Origin of the sequence: Cyclonatronum proteinivorum (genome assembly GCF_003353065.1) — a bacterium.
Lineage (GTDB): Bacteria > Bacteroidota > Rhodothermia > Balneolales > Cyclonatronaceae > Cyclonatronum > Cyclonatronum proteinivorum.
In genome coordinates this window covers 321,365-346,364 of the sequence record NZ_CP027806.1, presented here as the reverse complement: position 1 = coordinate 346,364, position 25,000 = coordinate 321,365, and the positions used below count along the sequence as shown (strand labels likewise).

The 25,000-nt window shown below is 51.1% G+C and carries 20 protein-coding genes; 9 read left to right on the top strand and 11 right to left on the bottom strand.

The annotated features are described in order from the left end of the window. Positions 1–202 precede the first annotated feature (202 nt). The 3 genes from CYPRO_RS01240 to glmS all read right to left on the bottom strand — a co-directional run bounded on the left by CYPRO_RS01240 (position 203) and on the right by glmS (position 5,529). On the bottom strand, positions 203–2,638 hold the full coding sequence (locus CYPRO_RS01240) for a heavy metal translocating P-type ATPase (protein ID WP_164682438.1): 2,436 nt from the start codon (positions 2,636–2,638) through the stop codon (positions 203–205). A gap of 391 nt (positions 2,639–3,029) precedes the next feature. Beyond that, positions 3,030–3,593, bottom strand: a complete 564-nt coding sequence (locus tag CYPRO_RS01235) for a helix-turn-helix transcriptional regulator (RefSeq protein ID WP_114982790.1) — start codon at positions 3,591–3,593, stop codon at positions 3,030–3,032. Between the two features lie 100 nt (positions 3,594–3,693). Beyond that, positions 3,694–5,529, bottom strand: a complete 1,836-nt coding sequence (gene glmS / locus CYPRO_RS01230) for a glutamine--fructose-6-phosphate transaminase (isomerizing) (RefSeq protein ID WP_114982788.1) — start codon at positions 5,527–5,529, stop codon at positions 3,694–3,696. A gap of 386 nt (positions 5,530–5,915) precedes the next feature. Between glmS and CYPRO_RS01225 the strand changes: the two genes are divergently transcribed. Then, positions 5,916–7,118: a putative sugar nucleotidyl transferase gene (locus tag CYPRO_RS01225; RefSeq protein ID WP_114982786.1), complete on the top strand. Its 1,203-nt coding sequence runs from the start codon at positions 5,916–5,918 to the stop codon at positions 7,116–7,118. Positions 7,119–7,132: 14 nt separating this feature from the next. Here CYPRO_RS01225 and CYPRO_RS01220 read toward each other — a convergent pair whose 3' ends face one another. After that, positions 7,133–7,531, bottom strand: coding sequence for an acyl-CoA thioesterase (locus CYPRO_RS01220; protein ID WP_114982783.1), 399 nt, complete (start codon positions 7,529–7,531; stop codon positions 7,133–7,135). A gap of 231 nt (positions 7,532–7,762) precedes the next feature. Here CYPRO_RS01220 and CYPRO_RS01215 point away from each other — a divergent pair, with 231 nt between their 5' ends. Beyond that, on the top strand, positions 7,763–8,644 hold the full coding sequence (locus CYPRO_RS01215) for a transglutaminase family protein (protein ID WP_164682437.1): 882 nt from the start codon (positions 7,763–7,765) through the stop codon (positions 8,642–8,644). Between the two features lie 27 nt (positions 8,645–8,671). Here the strand turns inward: CYPRO_RS01215 and CYPRO_RS01210 are convergent, their stop codons facing one another. The 3 genes from CYPRO_RS01210 to CYPRO_RS01200 form a co-directional block, all read right to left on the bottom strand. After that, entirely contained in the window at positions 8,672–11,419 is a 2,748-nt protein-coding gene (locus tag CYPRO_RS01210; protein ID WP_114982779.1) for a CHAT domain-containing protein, read from the bottom strand. Positions 11,420–11,544: 125 nt separating this feature from the next. After that, positions 11,545–12,507: a signal recognition particle-docking protein FtsY gene (gene ftsY, locus CYPRO_RS01205; protein WP_114982778.1), complete on the bottom strand. Its 963-nt coding sequence runs from the start codon at positions 12,505–12,507 to the stop codon at positions 11,545–11,547. Positions 12,508–12,575: 68 nt separating this feature from the next. Beyond that, complete coding sequence (locus tag CYPRO_RS01200; protein ID WP_164682434.1) at positions 12,576–13,163, bottom strand: CDP-alcohol phosphatidyltransferase family protein; 588 nt, start codon at positions 13,161–13,163, stop codon at positions 12,576–12,578. Between the two features lie 167 nt (positions 13,164–13,330). Between CYPRO_RS01200 and CYPRO_RS01195 the strand changes: the two genes are divergently transcribed. The 6 genes from CYPRO_RS01195 to htpX all read left to right on the top strand — a co-directional run bounded on the left by CYPRO_RS01195 (position 13,331) and on the right by htpX (position 18,497). Continuing rightward, positions 13,331–13,942 (top strand): NUDIX domain-containing protein, encoded by a 612-nt coding sequence (locus tag CYPRO_RS01195; RefSeq protein WP_240644802.1) that lies wholly within the window; start codon positions 13,331–13,333, stop codon positions 13,940–13,942. Then, the gene (locus CYPRO_RS01190; RefSeq protein WP_114982775.1) at positions 13,939–14,523 is read left to right on the top strand and encodes a D-glycero-alpha-D-manno-heptose-1,7-bisphosphate 7-phosphatase; all 585 of its coding nucleotides are present in this window, start codon (positions 13,939–13,941) and stop codon (positions 14,521–14,523) included. The genes CYPRO_RS01195 and CYPRO_RS01190 overlap by 4 nt, the downstream gene beginning before the upstream one ends. Positions 14,524–14,590: 67 nt before the next feature. Further along, complete coding sequence (locus CYPRO_RS01185; RefSeq protein WP_114982773.1) at positions 14,591–15,337, top strand: HAD family hydrolase; 747 nt, start codon at positions 14,591–14,593, stop codon at positions 15,335–15,337. Next, entirely contained in the window at positions 15,334–16,332 is a 999-nt protein-coding gene (gene queA / locus CYPRO_RS01180; protein WP_114982771.1) for a tRNA preQ1(34) S-adenosylmethionine ribosyltransferase-isomerase QueA, read from the top strand. The genes CYPRO_RS01185 and queA overlap by 4 nt, the downstream gene beginning before the upstream one ends. A gap of 71 nt (positions 16,333–16,403) precedes the next feature. Beyond that, on the top strand, positions 16,404–17,549 hold the full coding sequence (gene pheA, locus CYPRO_RS01175; protein ID WP_164682432.1) for a prephenate dehydratase: 1,146 nt from the start codon (positions 16,404–16,406) through the stop codon (positions 17,547–17,549). Positions 17,550–17,615: 66 nt separating this feature from the next. Next, entirely contained in the window at positions 17,616–18,497 is an 882-nt protein-coding gene (gene htpX, locus CYPRO_RS01170; RefSeq protein WP_114982767.1) for a protease HtpX, read from the top strand. Positions 18,498–18,686: 189 nt separating this feature from the next. Here htpX and CYPRO_RS01165 read toward each other — a convergent pair whose 3' ends face one another. Next, complete coding sequence (locus tag CYPRO_RS01165) at positions 18,687–20,072, bottom strand: IS701 family transposase (protein WP_456298333.1); 1,386 nt, start codon at positions 20,070–20,072, stop codon at positions 18,687–18,689. 44 nt (positions 20,073–20,116) lie between these two features. Then, positions 20,117–20,323, bottom strand: coding sequence for a hypothetical protein (locus tag CYPRO_RS01160; protein ID WP_114982764.1), 207 nt, complete (start codon positions 20,321–20,323; stop codon positions 20,117–20,119). Positions 20,324–20,519: 196 nt separating this feature from the next. On the opposite strand from CYPRO_RS01160, the gene CYPRO_RS16475 reads away from it, so the two are divergent. Further along, positions 20,520–20,663 (top strand): hypothetical protein, encoded by a 144-nt coding sequence (locus CYPRO_RS16475; protein ID WP_164682430.1) that lies wholly within the window; start codon positions 20,520–20,522, stop codon positions 20,661–20,663. 1,034 nt (positions 20,664–21,697) lie between these two features. Here CYPRO_RS16475 and CYPRO_RS01145 read toward each other — a convergent pair. Both CYPRO_RS01145 and CYPRO_RS01140 read right to left on the bottom strand, forming a co-directional pair. Beyond that, on the bottom strand, positions 21,698–23,104 hold the full coding sequence (locus CYPRO_RS01145; RefSeq protein ID WP_114982761.1) for a TlpA family protein disulfide reductase: 1,407 nt from the start codon (positions 23,102–23,104) through the stop codon (positions 21,698–21,700). Between the two features lie 555 nt (positions 23,105–23,659). After that, entirely contained in the window at positions 23,660–25,000 is a 1,341-nt protein-coding gene (locus CYPRO_RS01140) for a RagB/SusD family nutrient uptake outer membrane protein (RefSeq protein ID WP_114982760.1), read from the bottom strand.

Genomic DNA, 25,000 nt, shown 5'->3' with positions numbered 1-25,000 from the left:
CCCACAATCATTACCAGAACAACAAGGAATACGAGCCCTACTTTCAGGACGGTCATTTTGTTCCTTCTCATGGCAAATCCCTAACATTTGTATTCGTGAGTCCAATGAACGAATGACGAATATAGTTAAGTAAGCCTAAACTGACAAGATGCGGGTAATTTTAGTTTTGATTAATCTTTGGTGATCAATATACGGGTTTGTCTTACAATTTTCGGATGCGAAGGCTGTTGCTGACCACGCTTACAGAGCTGAGCGCCATAGCAAGGGCAGCGAACATCGGGCTGAGAATCCCAAAAGCGGCCAGCGGAATGCCGACGCTGTTGTACACAAATGCCCAGAACAGGTTCTGCCGTATGATCCGCAGCACGTTGCGTGAAAGCGTGATGGCTTCCACTACTTTAGCCAGACTCGCACCGGCAATGGTGATATCAGCGGATGAAACCGCGAGGTCAGTGCCGCTGCTAAGCGCGATGCCCAGATCGGCCTGTACCAGCGCTGCAGCGTCGTTGATGCCGTCGCCGACCATCGCTACATGCTTGCCCTGCTGCTGATAGTATTTCACGACTTCGGCTTTTTCGTCAGGCTTTACACCGAAGCGGACCTGCTCCATGCCCAGCTTTCCGGCCACATAGCGCGCGGTCTTTTCCTGATCGCCGGTTACCATGACGGGCAGAATGTCCAGCGCTTTGAGCTGTTCCACAAATGCTGCGGCGTCTTCCCGGGGCTCATCACTAATGCTGAGAAGACCCGCAATCGTACCGTCAATAAGCACAACCAGCACCGTGCGGCCGGCTTCCTGCCAGTCGCTGATGAGGGTACGGATGGCGGCGTCATTCCCGGTTTCGTTCAGAAGTGCAACGGATCCGATCTGCACCTGCTTTCCTTCCACGAGTCCGCGAATGCCTGTGCCGGCCTGCGTTTCGGTCTGCTCCGCGCGGGAAAGCTTTATTTCTTTCGATTTGGTATAGCGAACGACTGCCTGCGCAATGGGATGGTCTGATTCCTGCTCTACAGATCCGGCCAGGTGCAGTAATTCCTTTTCTGAAAAATCCGAAAGCGTGTGGATTCCGGTCAGCTGCATTTCACCTGTAGTGAGGGTGCCGGTTTTATCGAGAAGGATGACATCGGCCTTGCGTGCTTCTTCCAGCGTAACCGCATCTTTGATGAGAATGCCCTTCTCAGCGGCCCGGCCCGAGCCGACCATAATGCCGGTTGGCGTAGCGAGTCCAAGCGCACAGGGGCAGGCGATAATCAGCACGGCAACCATGTTGACTACTGCTTTGGCAGGATTCCCTTCCACAAACATCCAACCTAAAAGCGTGATGAGGGCGATTACAATTACAACCGGCACAAATACAGCGGAAAGCTTGTCAACAAGGCGCTGAATGGGCGGCTTGGAGCCCTGTGCACGCCGAACAGCCTCAATGAGGCGGGCAAGGGCGGTTTCTTTGCCCACGGCGATGGCCTTCATCCGGAAGGACTGCGCCGTGTTCCGGGTGCCGCCGGTTACGGCATCGCCGGGCTGTTTATCGGCGGGCACGCTTTCGCCGGTCATCATAGATTCGTCGAGAGAGGGTGTGCCGCTCAGGATTTCGCCGTCAACCGGAACCTGCTCAAAGGCTTTCACGAGGAGCTCATCGCCGGTACGTACCTGATCCAGGGTGATGGTGACCGGCTCGCCCTGTGCGTCAATGCGGTGTGCGCGGGGCGGGGTTAGTTTCAGGAGTCCGCCCAGGGCGTCGCGGCTTTTATCACGGGCGCGCTCTTCCATCCAGCGTCCCAGCAAAATCAGCGCAATAATGACGGCCGCGGTGTCGAAATACACGTCCATCGGCTCCACCAGCGCGCCTTCGCGACCAAAAAAAGTCGCGTAGCCGCTGAACAAAAAAGCCGCCCCCGTACCGACGGCAACGAGCACGTTCATATCCGCGCTTTTGCGCCGGATCGCCTTCCATGCCCCGGTAAAGAACTGACGCCCCGCATAAAACATGATGAAGCCCGTGAGCACAAGCTGCGCAAGGTTCCACTCAAACAGGATCGGGTGAATGGCCTCGTGCCAGCTGTGAATGAACATGGGTCCCATATCCATCACGCTTACCAGCAGCGCGAGGGGGAGGGCAATCAGGAAGCGGCGGCGAAAACTCTGATCGGTTTTTGAGGCCGAAAGCTCAGCGACAGAATCATTACGGATGATCTCCGCTTCAAAGCCCGCGGCCTCAATGGCCTGAATGACCGCCTCGGTATCTGCACCATCGCGGGTGAAGCGGGCTTCGGAAGTCGCAAGGTTTACGGAAACATCACCCGTGCCGGGCACTTTGGCGATGGCTTTTTCGACCCCTGCTACGCAGCTTGCGCAGCTCATGCCCTTGATTTTCAGACGATGGGCGGCTCCGTTCTTACGGCCTGATTCCGGCAGCGCCGCTTCAAAGCCCGCATCATCTACGGCCTGAATCAGGCTTTCGTAAGAGATGAGGTCATCATCACAGACAATTTCAGCCTGATTCGTGGCAAGGTTTACACTAACTTCTGATACGCCTTCTACGCGCGCGAGTGCTTTCTCCACCCCGGTTACGCAGCTCGCGCAACTCATGCCCTTGATATCAAGCCGGATGCGGTCAGCTGTTTTGATTGTTTCCATATTGTGCGGGGTTTGCATAAATAAGTCAGGTATGGGTTAACCCGCATTATTCACCAAGAAATTTTCTTGCTGGCAAGGCGAAGCTGAAAATTCAGCGGAAGGGTACCTAAGTACCCTGAGCATGAGTTTTCAGCTTCAACGCAGCCAGCGGGGAAATTTCGCTGCGCGGGAATCGCTTCGCTCGGTGTGCAGTCTTTACACCACACTCAAATTTGGGTTATCGTTGTTTTTACTAAGTAGAATATAAACATGAATTTAGAAAATATTTTCTGTTTAATTGTGAATAATGTGGGTTAAAACTAAGCATACCGTTCTGTTAAGGCGTTCGTGATTGCCGGCACTTTGTATATATTTTTTGGGTGATGACTTCCAAACCGGCACGGATTCTCTGCTAAATCGCGTCCAGTGATTTGCGCGGCCCGCCCTTCTCACGCCAGGCTGTGGGACTGTAGCCGGTCTGTTCTCTGAAGCGTCCCGAGAAATGCTGAGACGAACTGTATCCCAGTGTGAGCGCAATTTCTCCTACCGATAGCTGCCCAAGCTCAAGAAGTTCTTTGGCCCGCTCGGTGCGCAGTTTTTCGTGGTACTGTGTGATGGTTTGGCCGCCTGCCCTGGAAAACTGCTCGCTCAGATAGCTGTAATTTTTATGGAGCTTTGAGCCGAGAAATGCGGATAACAGGCCGTTCACTTTCCCTTCTTCCAGCAACTGTTGATAGCGGATTACAGCGCTTCTGATTTGTGCGGGCAAATCTGCCGCTTCGGGCCGGATGAGTTCAAAACCCAGTGCCTTCAGTTTTTCTTCGAGTGTACCGAGCTGTTCCGGCTGCAAAGGCTGGCTGAATACAGTTTTGCCTAAGGAAACCGAGTCGGGCTTGAGCTGCATGCCTGAGAGGGTTTGCCGTACCGCTTCAACACATCGCGGACAAACCATGTTTTTAATGTGAATGATTTTCATGAGGGCTCGTTGACTTCCATCGAAACAAAAAAAGCGCAAAAAACAAAAGGCAGTACTTCCGTGTGGAAATACTGCCTTTATAACAGAAATCGGGAACCAACTATTCCACAGTAACGCTCTTGGCGAGATTGCGGGGCTGATCCACGTTGCATTTGCGATATACCGCAATCTGATACGACAAAATCTGCAGCGGAATTACCGTTAACAGCGGAGTCAGCAAATCATGCGTTTCCGGAACCGTAATGGAGAATTCTGAGAGACGCTGCACATCCTGATTGTTATCGGTTGTAATAGCGATAACGCGTCCCTTGCGTGCCCGCACTTCTTCGATATTGCTGATCATTTTGTCGTTGGTATGATCTGCGGCAGCGAGTACCACAACAGGCATGAGCTCATCGATCAGGGCGATTGGTCCGTGCTTCATTTCAGCGGCCGGATACCCCTCAGCGTGTATGTAAGAGATTTCTTTGAGCTTGAGCGCACCTTCAAGTGCTACGGGGAAATTGTAGCTGCGGCCGAGGTAAAGGAAGTTGGGCGCATAGGCAAACAAACGTGCAATAGCGTCAACTTCATCAAACTTCGTCATGATTTCGGCCACTTTTGCGGGTATTTCGCTCATGGCTTTGATGATGGAAGCGGATTCTTTTTCATCGAGCTTAGCCCGGCGCTGTCCCAGCAAAATTGCCATCATAGCGAGTACAGTTACCTGAGCGGTGAAAGCCTTGGTAGAAGCTACCCCGATCTCAGGACCTGCGTGCGTATAAATACCGGCGTCTGTTTCGCGGGCAATCGTTGAGCCAACTACGTTGCAGATACCCAGCACCAGCGCGCCTTTGGAACGGGCTTCGCGTACCGCAGCGAGCGTATCGGCGGTCTCACCGCTTTGCGAAATAACGAGCATGACGTCTTCTTCGGTGATGAGCGGATCCCGGTAGCGAAACTCTGAGGCGTACTCCACTTCGACTGACATTTTGGCCAGGCTTTCTATCAGGTATTCCCCAACCAAACCGGCGTGCCAGCTTGTACCGCAAGCCGCGATAATGAGCCGGCGGGCATTTACCAGACGATCGGTAACGGCAGAAATACCGCCCAATACAATTTTGTTGTCTTCGACCACGAGACGTCCGCGCATGCAGTCTGCAATGGTTTCGCTTTGCTCGTGGATTTCCTTAAGCATGAAGTGCGGGAAACCACCTTTCTCGATTTGCTCGATGCTCATTTCGAGCTCATGAACTTCTTTGCTGAGCGCTACATTGGAGATGGTTTTTACCTGATAGCCATCGCGGCTTATGATGGCCATCTCATCATCATCAAGATACACGACCTTGTTGGTGTATTCGATAATAGGTGAGGCGTCAGAGGCAATGAAGACTTCGTCATCGCCAATACCCAGCAACAAGGGTGAGCCTTTGCGGGCAACGATGATTTTATCCCGCTCATTTTTATTGACAATTGCAAGCCCGTAGGTGCCGTCAACCTGTTTGAGCGCCATCTGAACTGCGGTTTCAAAATCGACGTCGGTAACTTCTTTGATTTCCTGAATCAGGTGTGCAAGTACTTCTGTATCTGTTTCGCCCTGAAATTCATGGCCTTTGTTTTGCAGTTCCTGCTTGAGGGCGTCATAATTTTCGATGATGCCATTGTGGACAATGGCGAAATTCTGACTTCCGTCCCAGTGCGGGTGTGCATTGATATCGTTGGGTTCACCATGTGTTGCCCATCGTGTGTGGCCAATTCCTATGGTGCCTTTTACGTTTGTTTGTGATATCAGACTCTCAAGGTTAGCGACTTTGCCTTTTCCTTTACGAACGACAAGCGTCCCGTTCAATATGGCGATTCCCGCCGAGTCATAGCCTCTGTATTCTAATCTTTTAAGGCCTTTGATGATTACATCAGAAGCTTCGCGAAATCCTATGTATCCTACTATTCCGCACATAAGGGTATTTGGTTTATGAATGTTTCTTTGGGGTGTACATAACCGGATATAGGGGCATGTGTGCATAGAGCTACCCATACAGCCTGCTGAACTAAACCGGAACAACTACATAATTTAAAAATAATTACGTTCTGTTGAAAGCGGCCTTGCGGCTATGAAAAATGGCGTGCAATGATGGGACCGTCTGTTCTTCTTTGCTGAAACTTGCGATGGTATTCCATGACACATCTGTTTTTGTTTGGACACAAACCGGACCCCGAACCCGAACCCGAACCGGCAAACAAGTCTGTATATTCCTATATTGAATGTTAGTTATGGCCTCACAGCGATAGTCACATCAGGCTTCGTCCCCACATTAACCGCTACCCAAATCAGCTGAGCTTTCCATGCAACTCTGTTTTTTTGATGATACCCGTGCGACCCGTCTCATGCCCCTGACCCTCACGAAACCATCCAATATGGTTCGGGTCGGAATTTTAACCATCACAGAAAAGTGGGAGCACTATTTATCACCCGATTTAGTGACGCGTCAGATGCCGGAGTATATGGCAGGGGTTTATCCGGCGCCCGAAATAGATCCCTCAGCGGATTGTATCTGGATAAACGGGCGCTTCCTGCCCGATCATCAGGTGTTGGGCGAGATACTGCAGCTCAGCACCGACGAAGGACTGATGCATAAGCATACACCCGTAGCTATGCGCATGGATGGTACCCGTAGTGTGAGCATTTTTAACGCGGGAAGCCTTCCCGGTGCCGAGATCAGCTTTTCAGATACCGAACACGGCACCCTGCTCGATGCCCCCTGGCAGGTTTTTGCCTTTAACGGGGAACAGGTTCAGGCTGATATCAGCCTTCTCAAAGCCAAACTCCGCACGGTGGATGAGAAAAAGTATCCGGGCGTTCACTTCCAAAGCCCGTATCAGGTTTACGTAAAAGACGGAGCTGTTATTGAGCCCGGAAGTATAATTATGGCCGGAGATGGGCCCGTTTATATAGGTGAAAAGGCTACTATAATGTCAGGTGCGATGCTGCGCGGTCCTGTAGCCGTCTGCAGTCATGCTACCATAAAAATGGGGGCTAAAATCTACGGTGATACGACTATCGGGCCCTGGTGTAAAGCGGGCGGGGAGCTTCAGAATGTGGTCATGCAGGCCTATTCCAATAAGGGGCACGATGGTTTTCTTGGCAACTCAGCTATTGGTGAATGGTGCAATCTGGGTGCTGATACCAACAACTCGAATCTTAAAAACAACTACAGTAATGTGCGCCTGACCGAATGGGAAACGGGGAAGGATTACGATACAGGCCTGCAGTTTTGCGGCACCATCATGGGCGACCATTCCAAGACCGCTATCAATACGATGCTTAATACCGGTACGGTGTGCGGTGTTTGTTCGAATATTGTATTGGGAGATTTCCCTCCCAAACACATTAAATCATTTCGCTGGCTGACCAAAAACGGTGAAGATATTTACAAATTCGATAAAGCCATGGAAACGGCCGGACGCATGATGGAAAGACGTGGTATAGAGATTACCCCGGAGTACCGGGCCATGATGCGTTTTCTGTTCGAAAAAGCCAACCGGTAGCGGCTCAGTTTAGCTCATGCAGGCTCATACGCCTGATCTTCAGCGGGTTCGGATTCGCTCGTAATACCGTGTGCTTTTGGGCGTCCGTTTTCATCAACGTGGACAAAAACAATTTTATCTATCGTTATAATTTTGTTTTTGTTGAATTTATTTCGCACTTCACACCTAAAGGTGATGGAGGTGGTGCCGAACTTAATGACCTCCATCCCCATTTCAATAATATCACCTGCCCGCGCCGAACTGATAAAATTGATCTCTGAAATAAACTTGGTCACGAGTTTATCGGTCTGGAGCTGACAAATTGCAAAAATGGCCGCTTCTTCATCAATCCACCGAAGCAGGCTTCCTCCGAACAGGGTGTGATTGGGATTGAGGTCTTCGGGCTTAATCAGTTTTCTTGAATAAAATCTCATGTGATAGCTATCTTTATATGTGATGTTTAGCTTTTTGACGCCAAACCTGGAGAGCCGCGGCAAAAAGGCCGCTTATGATACCCTTTTTGTTTTGTATTTCTCAGCTAAGCGGGCAGCAAAAGCAAAAAATAAAATCAATCAACACCAACATCCAACGGGATGTTTCCGTTGCTTTTAACGTTGATATGCGACGCTGATGATGTTTATCCCAACTCAATTTCCAGATCTGTTTTGAACGCACAAGACACACTGCAGCGCGAAATAAAGGCGCTCATTCAGTTATTCGACGATCCTGCACCTGAAATACGGGATACGGTTACCAAACGCCTCGTGCAGATGGGGGAAGCTGTAGTTCCGCAGCTCGACAGGTTTATGGCAGACACCAAAGACGAAGCTCTCAAAAAAGAAGCTGAAGCGGTCATCAGAAGCGTTACTTTTGACAGCCTGCAGGAAGAAGTCGCAGAGCTCGCAGCCCAAGGCGTTCACACAATGGAAGAGCTTGAAGATGCGGTTTTTCTTTTTTCCCGCTTCAAAAATCCAACCCTGCGCATTCGTCCCTATCGTGAACTGCTTGATGCCCTTGCTCAGGAAGCCTCGGTGCCGTTACGCCGCGCGGATACCGCCGAATCCCGAATGCTGGCTTTTACCCATTTTATTTTCGAGCAGAACGGATATAAAGGCTGCAGCAGTAAATTCCTGCACCCCGAACATTCCTACATGCACGAGGTGCTTCGCAAAAGGCAGGGCATCCCGTTGTCGCTTGCTTTTGTGATGCTGTTTGTTGCAGAGCGTCTCAAGCTGCCGTTTTACGGTATGAATATGCCGTTGCATTTTTTAGTGAAGTTTATAACACCTGCCAATGAAAGCATCATAATCGATCCGTTTAATCAGGGTAGTATCCTGACTAAAGAGCAATGTGATCTCTTTCTGAAAAACAGCAGAATCCGGATTTTTCCGCAATATTACGAGACAGCGAGTCCCTATTCGATGCTTACGCGTTTTATCCGCAACCTGATAAACGGACATATGGAAGCCGGCGAACCAGAGCTTTCCAAACAGCTTCAGCATTTGCTTTTGCTCGTAGAATCAGCCAATACTGACCGCGCCAAATAAACTCTTCCTCATCGCTTCAGCTTCAGCTTACTTTCCGGTAATAACAAAAGAAGCCCAGTTAACAGGATGGTTATACTGCGGATTATCCAGCATACTTAGCTGCGCTTCACGAAGTGCGAGGGGATAATTTAGGGCTTCGCTCCTGCGGAAAAAGCGGCTCCGTGCTGCATCCTGTAAATTTAGGTTTTGGTAAAAACTGCGCATCAGCAGGGATGTTGAACGATCCTCAACGCTCCATAGGGTTACAGCAACCTGACTGCTGCCCGCATTCAGGAATGCACGTTGGAGTCCGAGTACCCCTTCACCGCTCATAATTTTCCCGATACCGGTATTACACGCACTTAGTACGACAATATCCGCATTCAGGCGGAGTCCGTTAATCACTGATTCGCGCAGAAATCCGTTCGCGGAAAGCGCCGGATTATTCAGGTCATTCACCGAAGCCGAAAGTACCAAACCGGAATATCTCGGATTACGCTCGTCCATGATGCCATGCACCGCAAAATGGATGAGGCTAAATGGGGATAGCTCTGTACTCAGTAAGGCGTAATCAGAAGCTTCTTCACCTGACTTAAGCTCAACTACCCCTGGGAAAAAGGTGTTTACCCATCTTCCTTCAAGTTCCCCAAACGGCAGTTGACGCAGGCTTTGTGCTTCCCGGAGCATATTTCGCGACTGCAGGGTGTGTTCTGCACCAGCTAATTTAGGGTTTGCAAATACCAGCGCCTTTTGGGTGGCATTGCTGTTATTTTGATAGCGCTCCTTCAGTAAAGCCCGTGCCGTAAATGAAGGCGTGAAGTAAATCAGATGCGACTCAACCAGATAAGCGCCATTATATCTGAGTGCGGATACCGGCAGGTAGGCCCAAACCCCGTCAACAGAAATTTGAATGCTGTCGAAACTAACCAGCGCTTCTCGTATTTCCTCAGGAAAAAGGTCGTGGGTTGCCTGTTCGAGTAAAGGGTTTAACTCATTTAAGGGAAGCTTTGTAATTAGGGCTTCTCTCAGCTGTGTTATTTCATCGGTTAGCTCTTCATGTCCAAGCGGGGAAACCGCTACTTCATAGCCGGAGCGTGAAAAAAGAAGGAATCCGGTTGCATGGGTTCCGCTTATAATGTGCAGGCCTGCGGAACCGCGATCGAGTGCGGCACGCGCCTGATGCAGGCTAATGATAGGAGGGGCAATCAGCTCTCTGATAGCAGGATTTCTTGCAGCAAGCTGAGCAAACAAACCTTCTACCCGTATACGCTCCTGCTCAATTTCCAGGTTGAGCGCATCCCGCGACGGCTGATCTTCAGCCTCGAGCACCTGATTTTCAAGAAAAATAATTCTGGATTGCAGGGCGCTAAAGTCATTTTCCCGGTCACTTTCCACCAGTGCCTCCTGCAGTACATTGGCGAAGTTGAGGTCCTCCGTAAATGCGCGCGATTTCAGCTGTTCTGCAATTTCAAACGCCTGTTCTGCTTCACCCCTCCGGAGATGGACCAGAGCAAGCTCGGATACATATCTGCTCAGGCCGCTAAAAAATTCGGCGCGCATACCGCCCGTCATCGCAAGCCCAAGCCTGTATGTGTCCAGGTAGGCAAGCGCCTGACGTGCTGATATAATGCCCGCTTCATCGCTTATGGCCATAAGGTTAAATGCTTTACGGAAATAAAAGCGGGGATTGACCCGGTAGGGGTCCATTTTGGCGTAGGAGATATCAGCATGGCTGAAATACCTGGCAGCAAGTACAAAATCACCTTTGAGATACTTTAGGTATGCTTTATGCGCTGTAAAATCAGCTTTTTCAAGTGCGGAGCCTAACCCGTCAATAAAGCCCTCAAGCTGTCCGGCAACCACTGCCGCTGTTTCCGTATCACCTGTTTCCAGCAAAAAGTCAAGATACTGCAGGTAGATGCGTACAATCCAAGGCAGGGAAATTCCCTGGACTAAATTAAAGGAGCTTTCATAGTTTTCTTTTGCGCGCTCGTCTTCACCGAGGTTGAGGTGCACCCTTCCCAAGGCTGTATAAATGACCGCACTAACCCAGGTTTCATTCAGCTCACTGGCAATTTCGAGCCCCTGCAGGTAATAAAGTTTGGCAGCATCATTATTTCCAAGATGTGTTAAAGCATTTCCGAAACTGACCATGATCTCCATGGATAGTCTTTGGTGATTAACAGCAGCGGCATAATGCATGGCTCTTTCATACATCTGAAGGCTTTGATTGTACCGGTTCAGATCATCAAATGTGCGCGCATAATTCAGGTAAGATGCTGCAAGCCCAAGCTCCCCGCCGCTTTCAACCTGATTTCTGAAATACAATGAGTGTTCGTGGTATTCGATGGCAGCTATGAATTCACCTGTCTCTCTCAAGAGGGTTGCAATGCTGTTGTGCACTACCGCATTGCGGTGGACATCGTTTTCACTAATGATCTGAAAAATACTTCTGAAGCTTTGTATGGCTTCATCGTATTGACCAAGCTCCCGATACAGAAAACCGCGCTCTGTAAACAGCATATAGCTCAGGTTTTCATGCGGATTGCGTGCAAGATAGGATTCAGCTGCATCCAGCATGAGGGCTGCGGAGTCCGGTTTTGCATGCCTGCGGTACTGCTGGGCCTGTACTATCCAATCAAAAACAACCTGAGTGCTGTCTTGAACAACCTCCTGATCTTGTATTGTAAGTGTCGTTACGTCAGTCAGCCCGTTATAGCCCCAAACCTTCGCATCCGCTCCGAAGAGCGTAAGAAAAATGATACAGCATACAATAAGGCTGCCATGAGGCTTCATACAGTATTCCTACGTCCGTTTGTTTTTTTATGAAGGAAAAATGTTAATAAAGATAACGCTCCTTATATAATCAAGGCCGAAAATATACCTGAAATTTAAAGAGCATATTTTGCTTCGCCATATAGTTATGGTGTTTTATCAAAAAGTGCATTCACAAAGCTTACGCGGTCAAATACCTGTAAATCAGCTGCCTGTTCGCCTACACCGATGTACTTCACCGGCACATTAAGCTCAGATGAAATACCAATAACAATACCCCCTTTAGCTGTGCCATCAAGCTTGGTTAAGGCCAGACCGGTGATATCCACAGCCTGCGTAAACGCCTTGGCCTGCTGCATGGCATTTTGACCCGTTGAGGCATCAAGAACAAGCAGCACTTCATGCGGTGCTTCCGGTACTACTTTACTCATAACGCGCTTAATTTTAGAAAGCTCATCCATCAGGCCTTTTTTGTTGTGAAGGCGACCTGCGGTATCAATCAGCACAACATCGGCACCGCGTTTTTTGGCGGAAGCGACGGTATCGTAAGCTACTGCGGCCGGGTCTGCATTTTGTCCCTGCTGCACAATCGGAACCCCGGCGCGTTCGCTCCAAATGGTGAGCTGATTCACGGCTGCCGCCCGGAAAGTATCTGCGGCACCCAGCAGCACGTTTTTGTCAGCCTGCCTGTAATGCCAGGCCAATTTGCCGATGGTTGTTGTTTTTCCAACACCGTTGACACCTACAACCATGATGACATGCGGTTTAGCGGGCGTTTCGGCTCCGAATTCAGCCGGTTTGTCCGTGTCGTTCTCCCGTAACAGCGCAATAATTTCTTCTCTCAGAATTTGCTGCAGTTCGCTGGTATTCAGATACTTGTCCTTTTTCACCCGCGCTTCTATGCGGCGGATAATTTTGAGGGTTGTTGCTACGCCAACATCGGAAGTAATGAGTACCTCCTCCAGATCATCCAGCACCTCATCATCAACGGTATCTTTCCCGATTACGGCTTTGCCAAGCTTGCTGAGCAGGCCTGTACGGCTTTTTTCAAGACCGTCTTTAAGACGCTCTTCCTTTTTTTTAAAACCTAATTTTTCTAAAAAACTCATTTCAACCAGATTGTGCTTAATTCAGCTGCCTGCTGCAGCCGGAATGTTAAAAATAAATTCAACTAATCTCAGTCGTACTGCGCACCCTGCATTATTTCATAGCCCCGTTTCAGATAAATGTAGCTCGAATAAGCAAGCATGAGTACACTGGCATATTTTAATACGAGGATGAGGGTTTCGGCATTGGTAAATACAAGGGCGAGCCAGTACAGGGCAAGGATGTTGACCGCAATTTTACCCGCCATCATCGACATGGCAACTTTACCTCTTTTCTGCTTGATTAAGAGTGAGCCGGCAAGGATGAGCACATCCCGAAGAATAATAAAGCCGAAGAGCCAGCTCGGTACCATACCGATCCACCATACGTAGGCAAACAAAATGCCCGCACAAGCTTTGTCGGCCAGCGGATCAAGCCATTTACCCATCTCGCTGACCTGATTGAGCGCGCGGGAAGCGAAGCCATCAAGGAAGTCCGACAGGATGATGTATGCCACAACCAGCTTCATTTCAAAATTCGGCTGAAAATCATTGTTATAATGCAGCCAAATCAGAATAGGCAGAGCAAGGATTCTGGAAACGGACAGAAAATTACCTACCGTCCAGATTTGTCTGGTCGGCTTTATACGGGTATCGGTAATGGCTTTGATAGTTTCCAAAATGTGTGTTAAAAGGTTATTTTGTGAAATTGCATTATAAATGCCAATCTCAGCAAGTTTCTAAGATACTTCTAATCCCGCGAATTTACACGTAAAGAGTAATTAAGCCTGCATTGGGAAAGTAGCTGAACACAGGGTTGGCTGAACTTCGAGATATCCGGTTTTTTTTGGACAAAATTGAAAATTGGGCTGAAAAATCAGCCTGGCTGAAAGAAATACCGCACAACAGCAAACAGGTTTATAAAGGCGTGCTGCTTGATGCCTGGCAGGATGAAGTAATTCTTCCGGATCATAGCCTGTCAAAGCGGGAGTATATCCGGCACCCGGGTGCTTCGGTTGTGCTACCTGTTTTTGATAACGGGGATGTGCTGCTGCTGGGTCAGTACCGCTATCCGGTAAAACAGGCGCTGCTGGAAGTGCCTGCCGGTAAACTCGATGCGGGTGAACCGCCCGAAGTGACGGCCCGCCGGGAACTAACCGAAGAAACCGGCCTCACCTGTCAGAACCTGCACTATGTTGGTTTTTTCCACCCCTGTATCGGATATTCCGACGAAGTAATTCACCTCTTTGCCGCGTGGAACCTTACGGTTGGGCGTGACAATATGGATGATGACGAGTTTCTGACCCATTTTCGTCTCCCGTTCAGGCAGGCTGTTGAAATGGTTCATGCGGGCGAAATTACCGATTCCAAGACCATCGTTTCATTGCTGCGTACCCAAGCCTGGTGGCATGCGCACGGGCCGTTTAAACTCTCTGAAACAAACCAATCCGGGGAATGATCACAACTGCTGCTCTTCAGCCTGCCTGTTTCCTTGACCGGGACGGCACCCTGAATGTTGACCACGATTTTGTGCACCGCCCCGATGAGTGGGACTGGATCCCCGGCGTACCGGATGCGCTCCTACGGCTGCAGCGTGCCGGGTATAAGCTGATTGTCGTCACCAATCAGTCAGGCATTGCTCGTGGCCGTTTTTCTATGGAAGATGTGGAAGCACTCCATGCGTATGCTGCCCGTCAGCTTGCGGAAAGCGGCGTGCACATCAGCGGGTGGTACATTGCCCCCTGGCACCCTGATTTCCATAATGGCAAAGATCCGGCGCTGCTGGCAGAACGCAAACCCGGCACCGGTCTGTTTGAACGTGCTGCTTTGGAACATCAGCTCGACCTGAGCCGGTCTTTCATGGTTGGTGATAAGGCAAGTGATCTGAAACCGGCCCTGAAACTCGGCATTCGCCCTTTTCTGGTGCGTTCGCGCTTTTATTCGGAGGAGCTGGAGAGATGGTGTGCATCCCAAAATATCGCGATCGCCGATGACCTGCCGCAGTTGCTCCAGCGTGAACCAGAACTCCTTCACCCCTGAAACAGCTGCTTACACAACAAACCCTCACCCTTTGCCTGCAACATCCAAAATAACCTGACTATTCATCATGGAATCTGCCAACGCTTTTATCTCAATCGACTTCTGGAACACCATCGTCAACGCCCATACCAATGGCGAAAAGCGCGCCCGGCGAAGGGTTGAAGCGCTTCACAAACTGGCCGGGTCTTTTGGGAAGGACATTACCGCAGCGGATGTAAAACAGGCCCATGCACATGCCTCTGCGCGTTTTGACGAAATTTGGCTGGGGCAGTCCCGTACACCGGGTTCGTACGAGCTGGTAGGCTTCACCCTTGATTACCTCGAACTTTCCGTAACAGCACAGCAACAGCGTGATCTTGCGCATATTTACGAAGAATCCCTGCTTGACGGTCCGCCTGAACTGGCACCGGGTGTTACCGAAGCCGTCAGCAAACTTGCACAGCACTATAAGCTGGGTATCATTTCAGATACCATGTTTTCTCCGGGACGGGTGCTGAAAGCTTTTCTGGATACGCACGGTCTCGGGCAGCATTTTACCGCTTTTGCTTTTTCGGATGAGGTGGGCGTGAGCAAGCCCCATCCCAAAATGTTTGAAAAAATTCTGCACGAAACCGGAACCGGCACACAGGGCTCCTGGCACATCGGAGACATTCAGCAAACCGATATTAAAGGCGCACAGGGTTTTGGGATCAAAGGCATTTTGTACACCGGGGTAAGTGACTTCCATAAAAAAGACACAACCGCCGATCTTATTTGCGAAAGCTGGGAACAGGTTTGTGAAGCGGTCCTTAACCCCCCTGCTGTCTCATCATGAGGTCCTTTACCCTTTCTGATTTTGACTACGAACTGCCCGCGGAGCATATCGCCCAAAAGCCTGCTGAGCCCCGCGATCATGCCCGCCTGCTCGTGTATCGCCGGTCAACCGGAGAAATCACCGATGCTGTTTTTCATCAGCTTGGGGCGTTTCTTCACCCGGGCACGACGCTTGTGATGAATAACAGCCGGGTTGAGAAGGCACGTCTGCTGTTTGGAAACCGGGAAGTGTTTATCACCCACACCCATAATCCGCACACGGTTGACGCGATGGTGCGTCCGGGCAGGAAGTTTAAGCTTGGCAGGGAAGTGCAGCTAACAGAAAGTATCAGGGCTATGGTAAATCATATTGAAGATGACGGGCTGCGCAGGCTTACCTTCAACCTCCCGCTCGATCACCCTGCCTTTGAGCCGCACCGGAACACGCCTTTCCCGCCTTACATTGCACCGGATGAATCGCTTGCCGGGCGGTATCAGACCGTGTATGCTAAACCTGAAGGCAGCAAAGCCGCGCCCACAGCGGGCCTGCATTTCACCACCAAGCTGCTGGATGAGCTGCGTGAAGCTGGTCATCCAACCGCTGAGGTAACCCTACATGTTGGCCTTGGTACCTTTGCACCGGTCAAAACCGATGACATCAGCGCGCACAAGCTTCACACAGAATCCTGGATGGTCGGGCCGCAGGCCGCCGAAAAGCTCTCCGCCGCGAAGCATATTACGGCAGTTGGCACAACAACGACACGCGTGCTCGAATCCCTGCCGGACAACGGTCGGCGTTTTAGCGCAGGGGCGGGAGATACCGGTATCTACATTAAGCCGGGGTATCGCTTCAGGCATACGGACAGCATGATCACCAACTTCCACCTCCCCAAAAGTACGCTGCTCATGATGATTGCGGCTTTCGCGGGCTATGACGAAATGCGCCACATCTATGCGCACGCGATTCAGAAAAATTACCGATTTTATTCTTTTGGGGATGCCATGCTGCTCATATAAACAGGCAGCAACAGTACGGCACACCTTTTGCAGTAAAAAGACACCGTGTATGAATGCAGAAAATCAGACCTATGAGTGAAAAAAGACAGCTAAGTGATATCCGTAAAGAGCTTGACCGTATTGACCATAACCTGCTTGAAGCGCTTGCTTTCCGGCAGAAGCTCATTCAGGAAACGGCTCACCTGAAGCGCGACAAGCAAGCCGTGCTGCGCGATCCATCGCGGGAGCATGAAATCCTAAGCCGCATAGGCCGCGTAGCGCAGGAGCAGGGCGTAGATAAATATTTCGCGATGAACCTTTTCCGTCAGATCATCGATTACTCGGTGCGCTTTCAGACGGATTTCCTGATGGATCATCATAACCTGCGCGACGCCCTTAGTCTGCTCCGCGTCGGATATCAGGGTACGGACGGTGCGTACAGTCAGCGCGCCGTGCACACGCACTTCGGCTCGCGCCGCAATGAGCTGCTGTCTATCGGTCATGAAACCTTCCGGGACGTAGTCGAAGCCGTTGACAACGGCTCCCTGCACTATGGCGTGCTCCCTATCGAAAATACCACAGCCGGTTCCATTAATGACACCTACGACCTCTTGCACAAGCATGATTTGCACATTGTAGGCGAAGAAGTTGTCCGGGTGCAGCACTGTCTCGTAACCCTCAGCGAAGTGCCGGTTTCCAACATCAGGCGCATTTACTCGCACCCGCAGGCCATCGCGCAGTGCTCAGAGTATCTCTCAAAGCTGCATCACTGCAAAGTGGAAGCCTACCTTGATACGGCCATGGCAGCGAAGAAGGTGCTGGAAGACGATGACCTTTCGCAGGCAGCCATCGCAAGCCGCAATGCCGCTGAGCTGTACGGGCTGCACATAGTAAGTGACAGCATTGCCAATCAGAAGGAAAACTTTACCCGTTTCGTAGTTGTTGCAAAGGATCCTGTTGTTTGCGACGGACAAATCAAAACCAAGACGTCCGTTATCATGAGTGCTGCACACCGTAAAGGAGCACTCGCGCAGGCCCTGAATATTTTACACGAATACGATCTTAATCTTACCAAGCTGGAATCGCGTCCGAGTCCGGGCAATCCGTGGGAGTATTTGTTTTATATAGATTTCGAAGGAAATCTTGCTTCTCCGGCTGCCGCGGAAGCCCTTGAAAAACTGCGGGAGCATTCCGGCTTCATCAAAGTGCTGGGAACCTACCCGGCCCGCATATCATAAACCGGCCCTGCGTCGTTTAGGGTCACAAATTTCAACCGACTCAACACTTAAACCATTACATAAAATATGTTCAGAATAGCCTTATTTCTGCTTACCAACCTCGCCATAATAATTGTTGCGGGTATTGTGCTGAGCATTTTGGGGGTAGGCTCAACCCTGGATGAAACAGGGGCGCTCAACCTTACCAACCTGCTCATCATCTGTTTTGTTTTCGGGATGATAGGCTCCGTTATTTCGCTTTTACTTTCCAAACCAATAGCGAAGTGGAGCACGAAAGCACAGGTCATCACCGATCCCCGGTCGCAGGCAGAGCGCTGGCTTGTTAACGAAGTTCGGGATATGGCAACCCGTGCCGGAATTGACATGCCCGAAGTCGCCATCTTTCCTATGCAGCAAGCAAATGCTTATGCAACCGGCTGGAACCGTAACAACGCCCTCGTTGCCATCAGCTCCGGCATGCTGGAACGCTACAGCAAAGATGAGATCCGTGCCGTTATGGGCCATGAAATTGGTCACGTAGCCAATGGCGATATGATTACGCTCACCCTCATTCAGGGCGTGCTTAACACTTTTGTGATGTTCTTTGCCCGCATTATCGGACATATTGTGGATCGTCAGATTCTCAAAAATGACAGCGGTTACGGCATTGGTTACTTTGTTGTAACCATTGTGATGCAGATTGTGCTCGGTATTCTTGCCGCCATGATCGTGATGTGGTTCTCACGGAAGCGCGAGTTCGTTGCCGACCGTGCAGGCGCTGAACTTGGCGGTAAAGCCGGTATGATCAGTGCGCTGAAGCACCTCAAAGCGGAATCGCAGGTACCGGATCAAATGCCCGAGTCTATGAACGCCTTTGGGATTTCATCCGGCAAGCGCAGCGGTATTCAGGCCCTTTTCATGAGCCATCCGCCGCTTGATGAGCGTATCAAAGCCCTTGAAGCTGCCTGATAGCTATCCGCTTTAGTCAGTCCAAATTTCAAAAAAGGCCGCTGTTCCTGCAGGATCAGCGGCCTTTTTGCGTTTGGTGCAGAAAACTGCGTAAGATTTACCCCGCATTATTCACCAAGAAATTTTCTTGCTGGCAAGGCGAAGCTTAAAACTCAGCGGAAGGGTACCTAAGTACCCTCTGGAGTTTGGCTAAGTTCTGATGCTAATCATGGCCGATAAAGCCGGGTTTAGCAGTTTTAGGTGGTTCTGCTTTCGGTACCTTTTGTTCATGAAGCCGTCAAAACTCACCCCTATGGCTTTGCTGTAGTATTCCGCCCTGAAGCGGTTACAAATGTCTCCTGTCGTCCACCTGCTGTTTTCTTTCTCGGGGTACCACTTGGCACGTTGCAGCATTTGGACCGGTGGATCATTCTGCCTGCTGCAGTGTTCAGCGGCAAGTAGTAACAGACTGTACACCGCTGTAACAAACTTAGGTACACCTTCGGCGGAGTGCTGGTTGCGCACCTGTGCCTGCCCGCAGCCCATCAGGGTTTTCTGCTCTCGAAAGTTGACTTCAATCTCCCAGCGCCAAACATAAGCCTGAAGCAGGGTTTGCAGCGGTAACTTCAGGTCATTGGTTATCAGAAAGGCGGGTTTACGGTACAACAGGTTCGCCCCTTTAGCCAAGCGGTACCCAAGAGGACTGATAATAATAAGCTTGAGTAGCTGGTGCCCGCCCGCAGGCTTCCACTTAACGTTTTCTACTACCTTTAATTTAAACTCGTGCTCCTTGCCTGCCGCGAAAGCTTTGACCTTCTGCCAGCTTACCTGATCACTGGTACGAATCTGGTCCGGAGTTAACTTAGGCTCCCCGTACAAGCGCCGCCGCCCTGTGTCAGGCTGGTCAGCAGGTGGATCATAGATTTTAGCGTCTTTGCGGACCCTGCCGATGAAGGTTGTATGCGCCGGCAAGTTTTGGATTACTTCGCGATTGGTATACCCCCCATCAAAACTTACAAGCAGGTGACGTGAGGCTGATCCCAACTCGTTGAGGCGCTGGCGCAATGAACCCACCAGCTTTGCGCCAACACAGCTTATCCTGCTTTTCTTTTTAGCTTCTTTGTAAGCGTCCTTTTGCAGCTGATCCGCATTACGGCCGGGTTTAACCGGCATGGGCGCATGGACAAAACTCACCGGTATACTCCGTGCCTGACAAAGCTGCGAAGAGGCCGGGCAGGCGATACTGGCCTGTACAAAGCGCTGTGCCCAGATAAAATTGGTGTGGAAAGCGGGTCCAAGCGGGTCTCGCTGCCATTTCGCACCATGTACTTTGCGTCCTGTTTTTTTCAGCAGGGTATCGTCGATATGGGCAATGACCGGAGCGTTGTCAGGCGCCAGGCTGACCCCGTGGCGCAGGCTGACATCCAGCAGGTCCTGCGGGTCAAAGCGCTGCTTGCTGAACATCCGGTAAGCGGCCGTCCAGTCACAGAACTGGTTGCCGCTACCGCTCAGCATGCCTGTGAGCGTGCGCTTACCGCCACAATTAACCAGACCGTAGGCAAGATCGTGTACCAGTCTTTGCATTTTGGGCGTCAGTTTACTGTGAGTGGATTCGTGGAGCAGGCTGTCAAACTGGCTTGTCAGCGCGTTTGAGGCAGTTTTTTTTTAAGGCTGCTGACGAGTTTGGCGTCGCGCTTAAGAACCATATGCTGCTGGTCATCGATGATCCATTCGATGGTTTCGCCTTTTTGGAATTCCATAGCTTCAGCCACGGCGGCAGGCATATTGACATACCACTGCTGGCTGGCTTTGCGGTCGATGCGTTGAATTTTGGTAGGATAGCCCATATGCGGTAGGATTTAAGAGTAATCTAGTGATATAACTAGACAATAATATCCTAAAAAATCCGGTCATATGCATCATAGACCGGGATTTTTTTACGAAAAACTCAAAAATACAAGCAAAAGCCAAACTCCAGCGTGCCCTGTAGGGGCACCCTGTGGGTGGCAAGCCATGTGCATCCAGGTACATGTTAGGAATCCGATGTTTTCAAACGATGCCCGTTCGGGGGTCTCCGACGGACACATCATGCCTGCGGCATTCCCGGATTATGTGGGGGAGCGGGCGTTTTTCTACCCACAGGGCGTCCCTACAGGACGCTTTTGGATCAGAGCATTTTGGGTATAAATTGAATGCGGCTTTCATGTTTTACCGCAATGGTTTTTTGTGGATTTGGGATTTGGGTAGATGCTGGAAAGTATCGAAGCGATTTATGATCCATGATCTGGCAAATAGCCCCAACGGGGCGGCATATCATAGCCCAGGGTGCCAACCCTGCGGTCAGTCAGGAAATGCCCACACATAAAAAGAGCTCTGAAAGAGCGGCATATCATCGATGCCTGAATCTGGTTTTGGGCGTTGTTCTGACATCTGAGGTATGCCGCCCTTTCAGGGCTCTTTTTGATGGCGTGTGTTAATCACAGGGTTGACACCCTGTGCTTTGGTATGTCGCCCTTTCAGGGCTTTTTGTTTGTGGGTTGGGCGGTGTGCGGATAAAGCCGGACAGATTTTTATGTTCACGAGCTATGATTTTGATCAAAGCTATCGTGTGCTGCGTGCCCTGTAGGGGCACCCTGTGGGTAGAAACCGGGAAACGCCCCAACGTATGAGCGTGCCGTAGGTACGCCCTGTGCATTCAGGTGCATGTATTAAATCGGATGTTTTCAAACGATGCTCGTGCCAGTGTTTTCCGGTATTGGTGTTTTTGGCACGAAGGGCGCAAAGGGAGTTGAGACGTTTCGGATTTTGCAGGAAGCCCGAACGAGCCGGATTTATGATTGCGCCCGTATCCGGCTTTGGGAGATTCCTAACATGATGCTTCGAAGGATATTGGGGCGGGATAAGCCCGGTGGCTTCAAAGGGCTCCATGCAAAATGAGAAGCGTTCGGAATGACATGGGATGAAGCGCAGGTGGTAGGCTAAGTGCGGGAGATCGTCTTATTCCCGCTGTTAACAAATCCACGAAGATCTTGCATGATCCGGGAAATCCGCGGGATACCCTCGCGTACCTGCAAAAAAGCAACGCCTATATCTTTGGTTTGGAAACCCGGAACCTTTCGCCCAAACTCTTGATGTTCACGGAGTTTACCCAAAAAAAATACGAGAATTATCAGCGCGCTGGGATTTTCTGCCTCCTTTGCGAACCCCAAAATCGGCGGCCATCATCGCGGTAGCGGGTTGCCTTGCACGAGGTGCCAGTCCACCCAGGAGTCCATGTGCCGGACCGAGTTGGGTTTGAGGATGATCCGCCGGTTGCGGTCGAGCAGCCAGAATGTGGGGACGCTGTACACGTGCCAGGCCTGTGCGGCGGGACTCTCCCAGCGCTTGAGATCAGTCATGCTCAGGAAATCCATCCCGCGGGTGTACTGTTCGAAAATGTCGGGGTCATCATCGAGGCTGACCATGACGACTTCGACGCCCTGCGCGCGCCAGCCAGGGTAGCGCGCCATCAGCTCGGGCTTCATTTCACGGCAAAAGGGGCACCATCCTGCGGCAAAAATCAGCAGCACATAGTCGGCATCGACCTCGCTCAGGCGCGTCGCTGTTACGCCCTCGGGCCGTTGGATGAGTTCCCCGAATTCGAAATCGGGACCGATGCTGCCCAGGCGCAGCTCACCGTAGATTTGCAGCTTCGCGCGCAGGCGGCGGCTCAGGAGGTCGTCGTACACCGAGAGCAGCAGTTCTGCGAAATATTCTGAAGAGGCAAACAAACTCCGCTGCTCCAGCAGATCAAACATGAACTCCGCGAGCGGACTAAATTTCTCAGCGTCCGTGTGGAGGTTTTCGGCAAAGATCCGGAAGGAGACATTCAGCTCTTCAAAAACCGCATCGAGACTGCGACCGCTGTTTTCAATCAGCCAGACATGGCTTTCGAGCACATCGCGCAGGAGTCCGCTGCGGTGTAGGCGGAGATCGGTGTAATCGAGTTCGCGGAAAGCGGCAACCGTTGCCGGAATCTCCTCGGTGCGAAACTGCGCGACGACCGGCACCGCGCTCACGAGTCGGCGGACTGGCAGGTACCAGCTAACGTAGGTTTCGGAATCGAGGGATGCCAGAAAGGCGTCATCCTCTGCGCGAATGCGCGCCATCTCCGCAGCAATGGCTTCCCGCGGGGCCACATGCGGGGCAAAAAGCGCATCTTCGCGGTACATGCTGTTCAGGTAAACCCATGCACTGAGGGCCTGCTCGCGCCGCGGGTGCTCTGCGGCATACTGCTCAAAGATCAGGTTTTCGGCCCCGCGGCCTATTTGCACGGTTTCGGGCGCGGACAAACCTTCGCCCTCAATCCGGAGGTCCTCCCCCGAAAGCACAACTACGAAGGGTCCGCCCTCCGCCGGAATCAGCAGCCCCATACCGGGCGCCTCCCCATCGTAACGAAGCGAAAAACTGCCATCCGCACCAACCCGCGTACGGCTGATTTCATAGGTTTCGAGTCCGCGAAACCCCTCAAGCTGCAGCTCTTCACCCGCATGCGCGCTCAGGTTTCCCGAAACAGATTGTGACAAGGCCGCCGTATTGCACAGCAGCACCATTAGTCCGGTTAAATATACATTCCGCAATTTTTTCATGAATGCATTGGATTCGCAAGCTTGACTTTAAAATGAGACACGATGCTCGTTCACTTGAAAATACTTTATTCAGGGATGAGTTTCCGACAGTCGTTTATGAGCTGTTGAAATTTAACCCGCATTATTCACATTGAAAGGGGTTTATTACGTAGGTCAAAGTTTAAATTTAGCTTAGTGAAAAGCTTAGGTTACTCACATTTGGGTGCAATACAGACGCTGCGCACTGAGCGAAGCGATTCCCACGAAGTGAATAATGCGGGTTAATCTTCTAAAAGTATAAACAGATGAGAACTGATTTCGGAATATAAATCAGTTTGGGGTCATGCTACAGCTTGTGCCATTACAGATATATTTAATTTTAATGAAGTTGCCGCGCTCATGACCAATACAGGCAATATTTTATATGCTGGCGATATACCCAAAAATTAAAAAGCCGGATGATCCCGCTTATGGGGTTCATCCGGCTTTTTAATTTTCTTTTAGAGATACGGGAACCCGTGCTTTGTACAAGACACGGGCTCTCGTAAACAGATTAGTTCAGCTCAACGCAGATATTTAGCAGTTATCCGGGTTGGCGATACAGGGGTTGTCGTTCCGCTCATCGTTCTGGATGGGGATTCCTCTCCAGGCACCTACGGGCTGACCGGTAAGGCCGAAGCCGGGCGTACCCTTAACTTCAGCGGGCCAGATGCCGAAACGGAGGAGGTCGAAGATGCGGAGGCCCTGCAGGAAGAGCTCTTTGTCGCGCTCTTCAATAATGACCTGCTGCGTTACGGGACCCGCAAGCGGGCTTATGCCGTGGGAGTCGCGAACTTCGTTTACCAGCGCGAGGGCGTCACCGGCCTGACCATGCAGGGCTGCGAGCTCAGCAAGGATGAGGTGGTTTTCCTGCCAGGTGAGGAAATCCATTGGCGAAGCCTGTGTCGGGTACATATCCTGCTGGAAGCGGGGCTCATCCACGTTTACGATGCCAGCCGGCGCCTGACGAATGCGAACCCGTGCAGCTTCTTCCGGATTGTCTTCTACGTACTGCGCAAAGCGGTAGTCAGGGATGACCTGAATACGGCCGTCGCCGGCAGCGAAGAAGTATTCGTTAGCGGCCTGTACGCTATGCAGGCTCCGGAAGGGATCATCGCCGGGCTCCATGCCGTTTTGAGCGGCTGCAAAAGACTCTGCGTAGTTACCCAGAATCAGATGCATGCGTGCGCGCAAAGTGTTGATGATACGGACTTCTTCCGGGGTCGCAAACGCCTCAGCGGCAGCAAGGCGCGGCAGCACTTCGTTTACAGCCATATCAGCGGCACGGATAACCGGGCTGCGGTCAATGGGCGCACCAAACTGATCAATACAGCTTCTGCCATCCGTTCCGATAGCCGCATTTTCACCACAGGCGAAATCTTCGAAGTAGAAACCGATCATGTAGCGGGCGAGGGCACCGTAGAAGTTTCCGGTGAAGAGAGCGCGGTCGCGTAAATCTTCAGAAAGCTCGCTTTCGATGCGCTCCACACGCTCAAGCAGGTCATCTGAAAGCAGGCGCCAGTTGTTGAGCGGGTTGTATGCGTTCCGGATGGTATTGTTGCTGAAGGCCGTCTGATCACCAATACCGCGGAAATTGCTAGCGATATCGCGATAAGTCGGGAAGGTTGCCAGATCCATCACCTCATCAAAAATGAGCTGATCGGCGGTAAGGTCGGCAATGAGGCCGAGGCGGGTCCAGGTGAAAGCAAAACGGGCTTCCACACCGGTTATCAGAAACGGAATTTCTGCAGGGTCATCGAGGAAAACATCCTCGGTTACATCAATTGGTTCTTCTGTACTCAGAACCCAGTCTTCACAGGCAACAAGCATAAAGCTTGTGACCAGAAGCAGGACTCCGGGAATTAAATATTTTCTCAT

What these genes read in the sequence shown, in the direction of transcription:
- CYPRO_RS01240 (WP_164682438.1), bottom strand. Translation starts at nt 2,638, where the DNA reads ATGGAAACAATCAAAACAGCTGACCGCATCCGGCTTGATATCAAGGGC.
- CYPRO_RS01235 (WP_114982790.1), bottom strand. Translation starts at nt 3,593, where the DNA reads ATGAAAATCATTCACATTAAAAACATGGTTTGTCCGCGATGTGTTGAA.
- glmS (WP_114982788.1), bottom strand. Translation starts at nt 5,529, where the DNA reads ATGTGCGGAATAGTAGGATACATAGGATTTCGCGAAGCTTCTGATGTA.
- CYPRO_RS01225 (WP_114982786.1), top strand. Translation starts at nt 5,916, where the DNA reads ATGCAACTCTGTTTTTTTGATGATACCCGTGCGACCCGTCTCATGCCC.
- CYPRO_RS01220 (WP_114982783.1), bottom strand. Translation starts at nt 7,531, where the DNA reads ATGAGATTTTATTCAAGAAAACTGATTAAGCCCGAAGACCTCAATCCC.
- CYPRO_RS01210 (WP_114982779.1), bottom strand. Translation starts at nt 11,419, where the DNA reads ATGAAGCCTCATGGCAGCCTTATTGTATGCTGTATCATTTTTCTTACG.
- ftsY (WP_114982778.1), bottom strand. Translation starts at nt 12,507, where the DNA reads ATGAGTTTTTTAGAAAAATTAGGTTTTAAAAAAAAGGAAGAGCGTCTT.
- CYPRO_RS01190 (WP_114982775.1), top strand. Translation starts at nt 13,939, where the DNA reads ATGATCACAACTGCTGCTCTTCAGCCTGCCTGTTTCCTTGACCGGGAC.
- CYPRO_RS01185 (WP_114982773.1), top strand. Translation starts at nt 14,591, where the DNA reads ATGGAATCTGCCAACGCTTTTATCTCAATCGACTTCTGGAACACCATC.
- queA (WP_114982771.1), top strand. Translation starts at nt 15,334, where the DNA reads ATGAGGTCCTTTACCCTTTCTGATTTTGACTACGAACTGCCCGCGGAG.
- pheA (WP_164682432.1), top strand. Translation starts at nt 16,404, where the DNA reads ATGAGTGAAAAAAGACAGCTAAGTGATATCCGTAAAGAGCTTGACCGT.
- htpX (WP_114982767.1), top strand. Translation starts at nt 17,616, where the DNA reads ATGTTCAGAATAGCCTTATTTCTGCTTACCAACCTCGCCATAATAATT.
- CYPRO_RS01160 (WP_114982764.1), bottom strand. Translation starts at nt 20,323, where the DNA reads ATGGGCTATCCTACCAAAATTCAACGCATCGACCGCAAAGCCAGCCAG.
- CYPRO_RS16475 (WP_164682430.1), top strand. Translation starts at nt 20,520, where the DNA reads ATGTTTTCAAACGATGCCCGTTCGGGGGTCTCCGACGGACACATCATG.
- CYPRO_RS01145 (WP_114982761.1), bottom strand. Translation starts at nt 23,104, where the DNA reads ATGAAAAAATTGCGGAATGTATATTTAACCGGACTAATGGTGCTGCTG.
- CYPRO_RS01140 (WP_114982760.1), bottom strand. Translation starts at nt 25,000, where the DNA reads ATGAGAAAATATTTAATTCCCGGAGTCCTGCTTCTGGTCACAAGCTTT.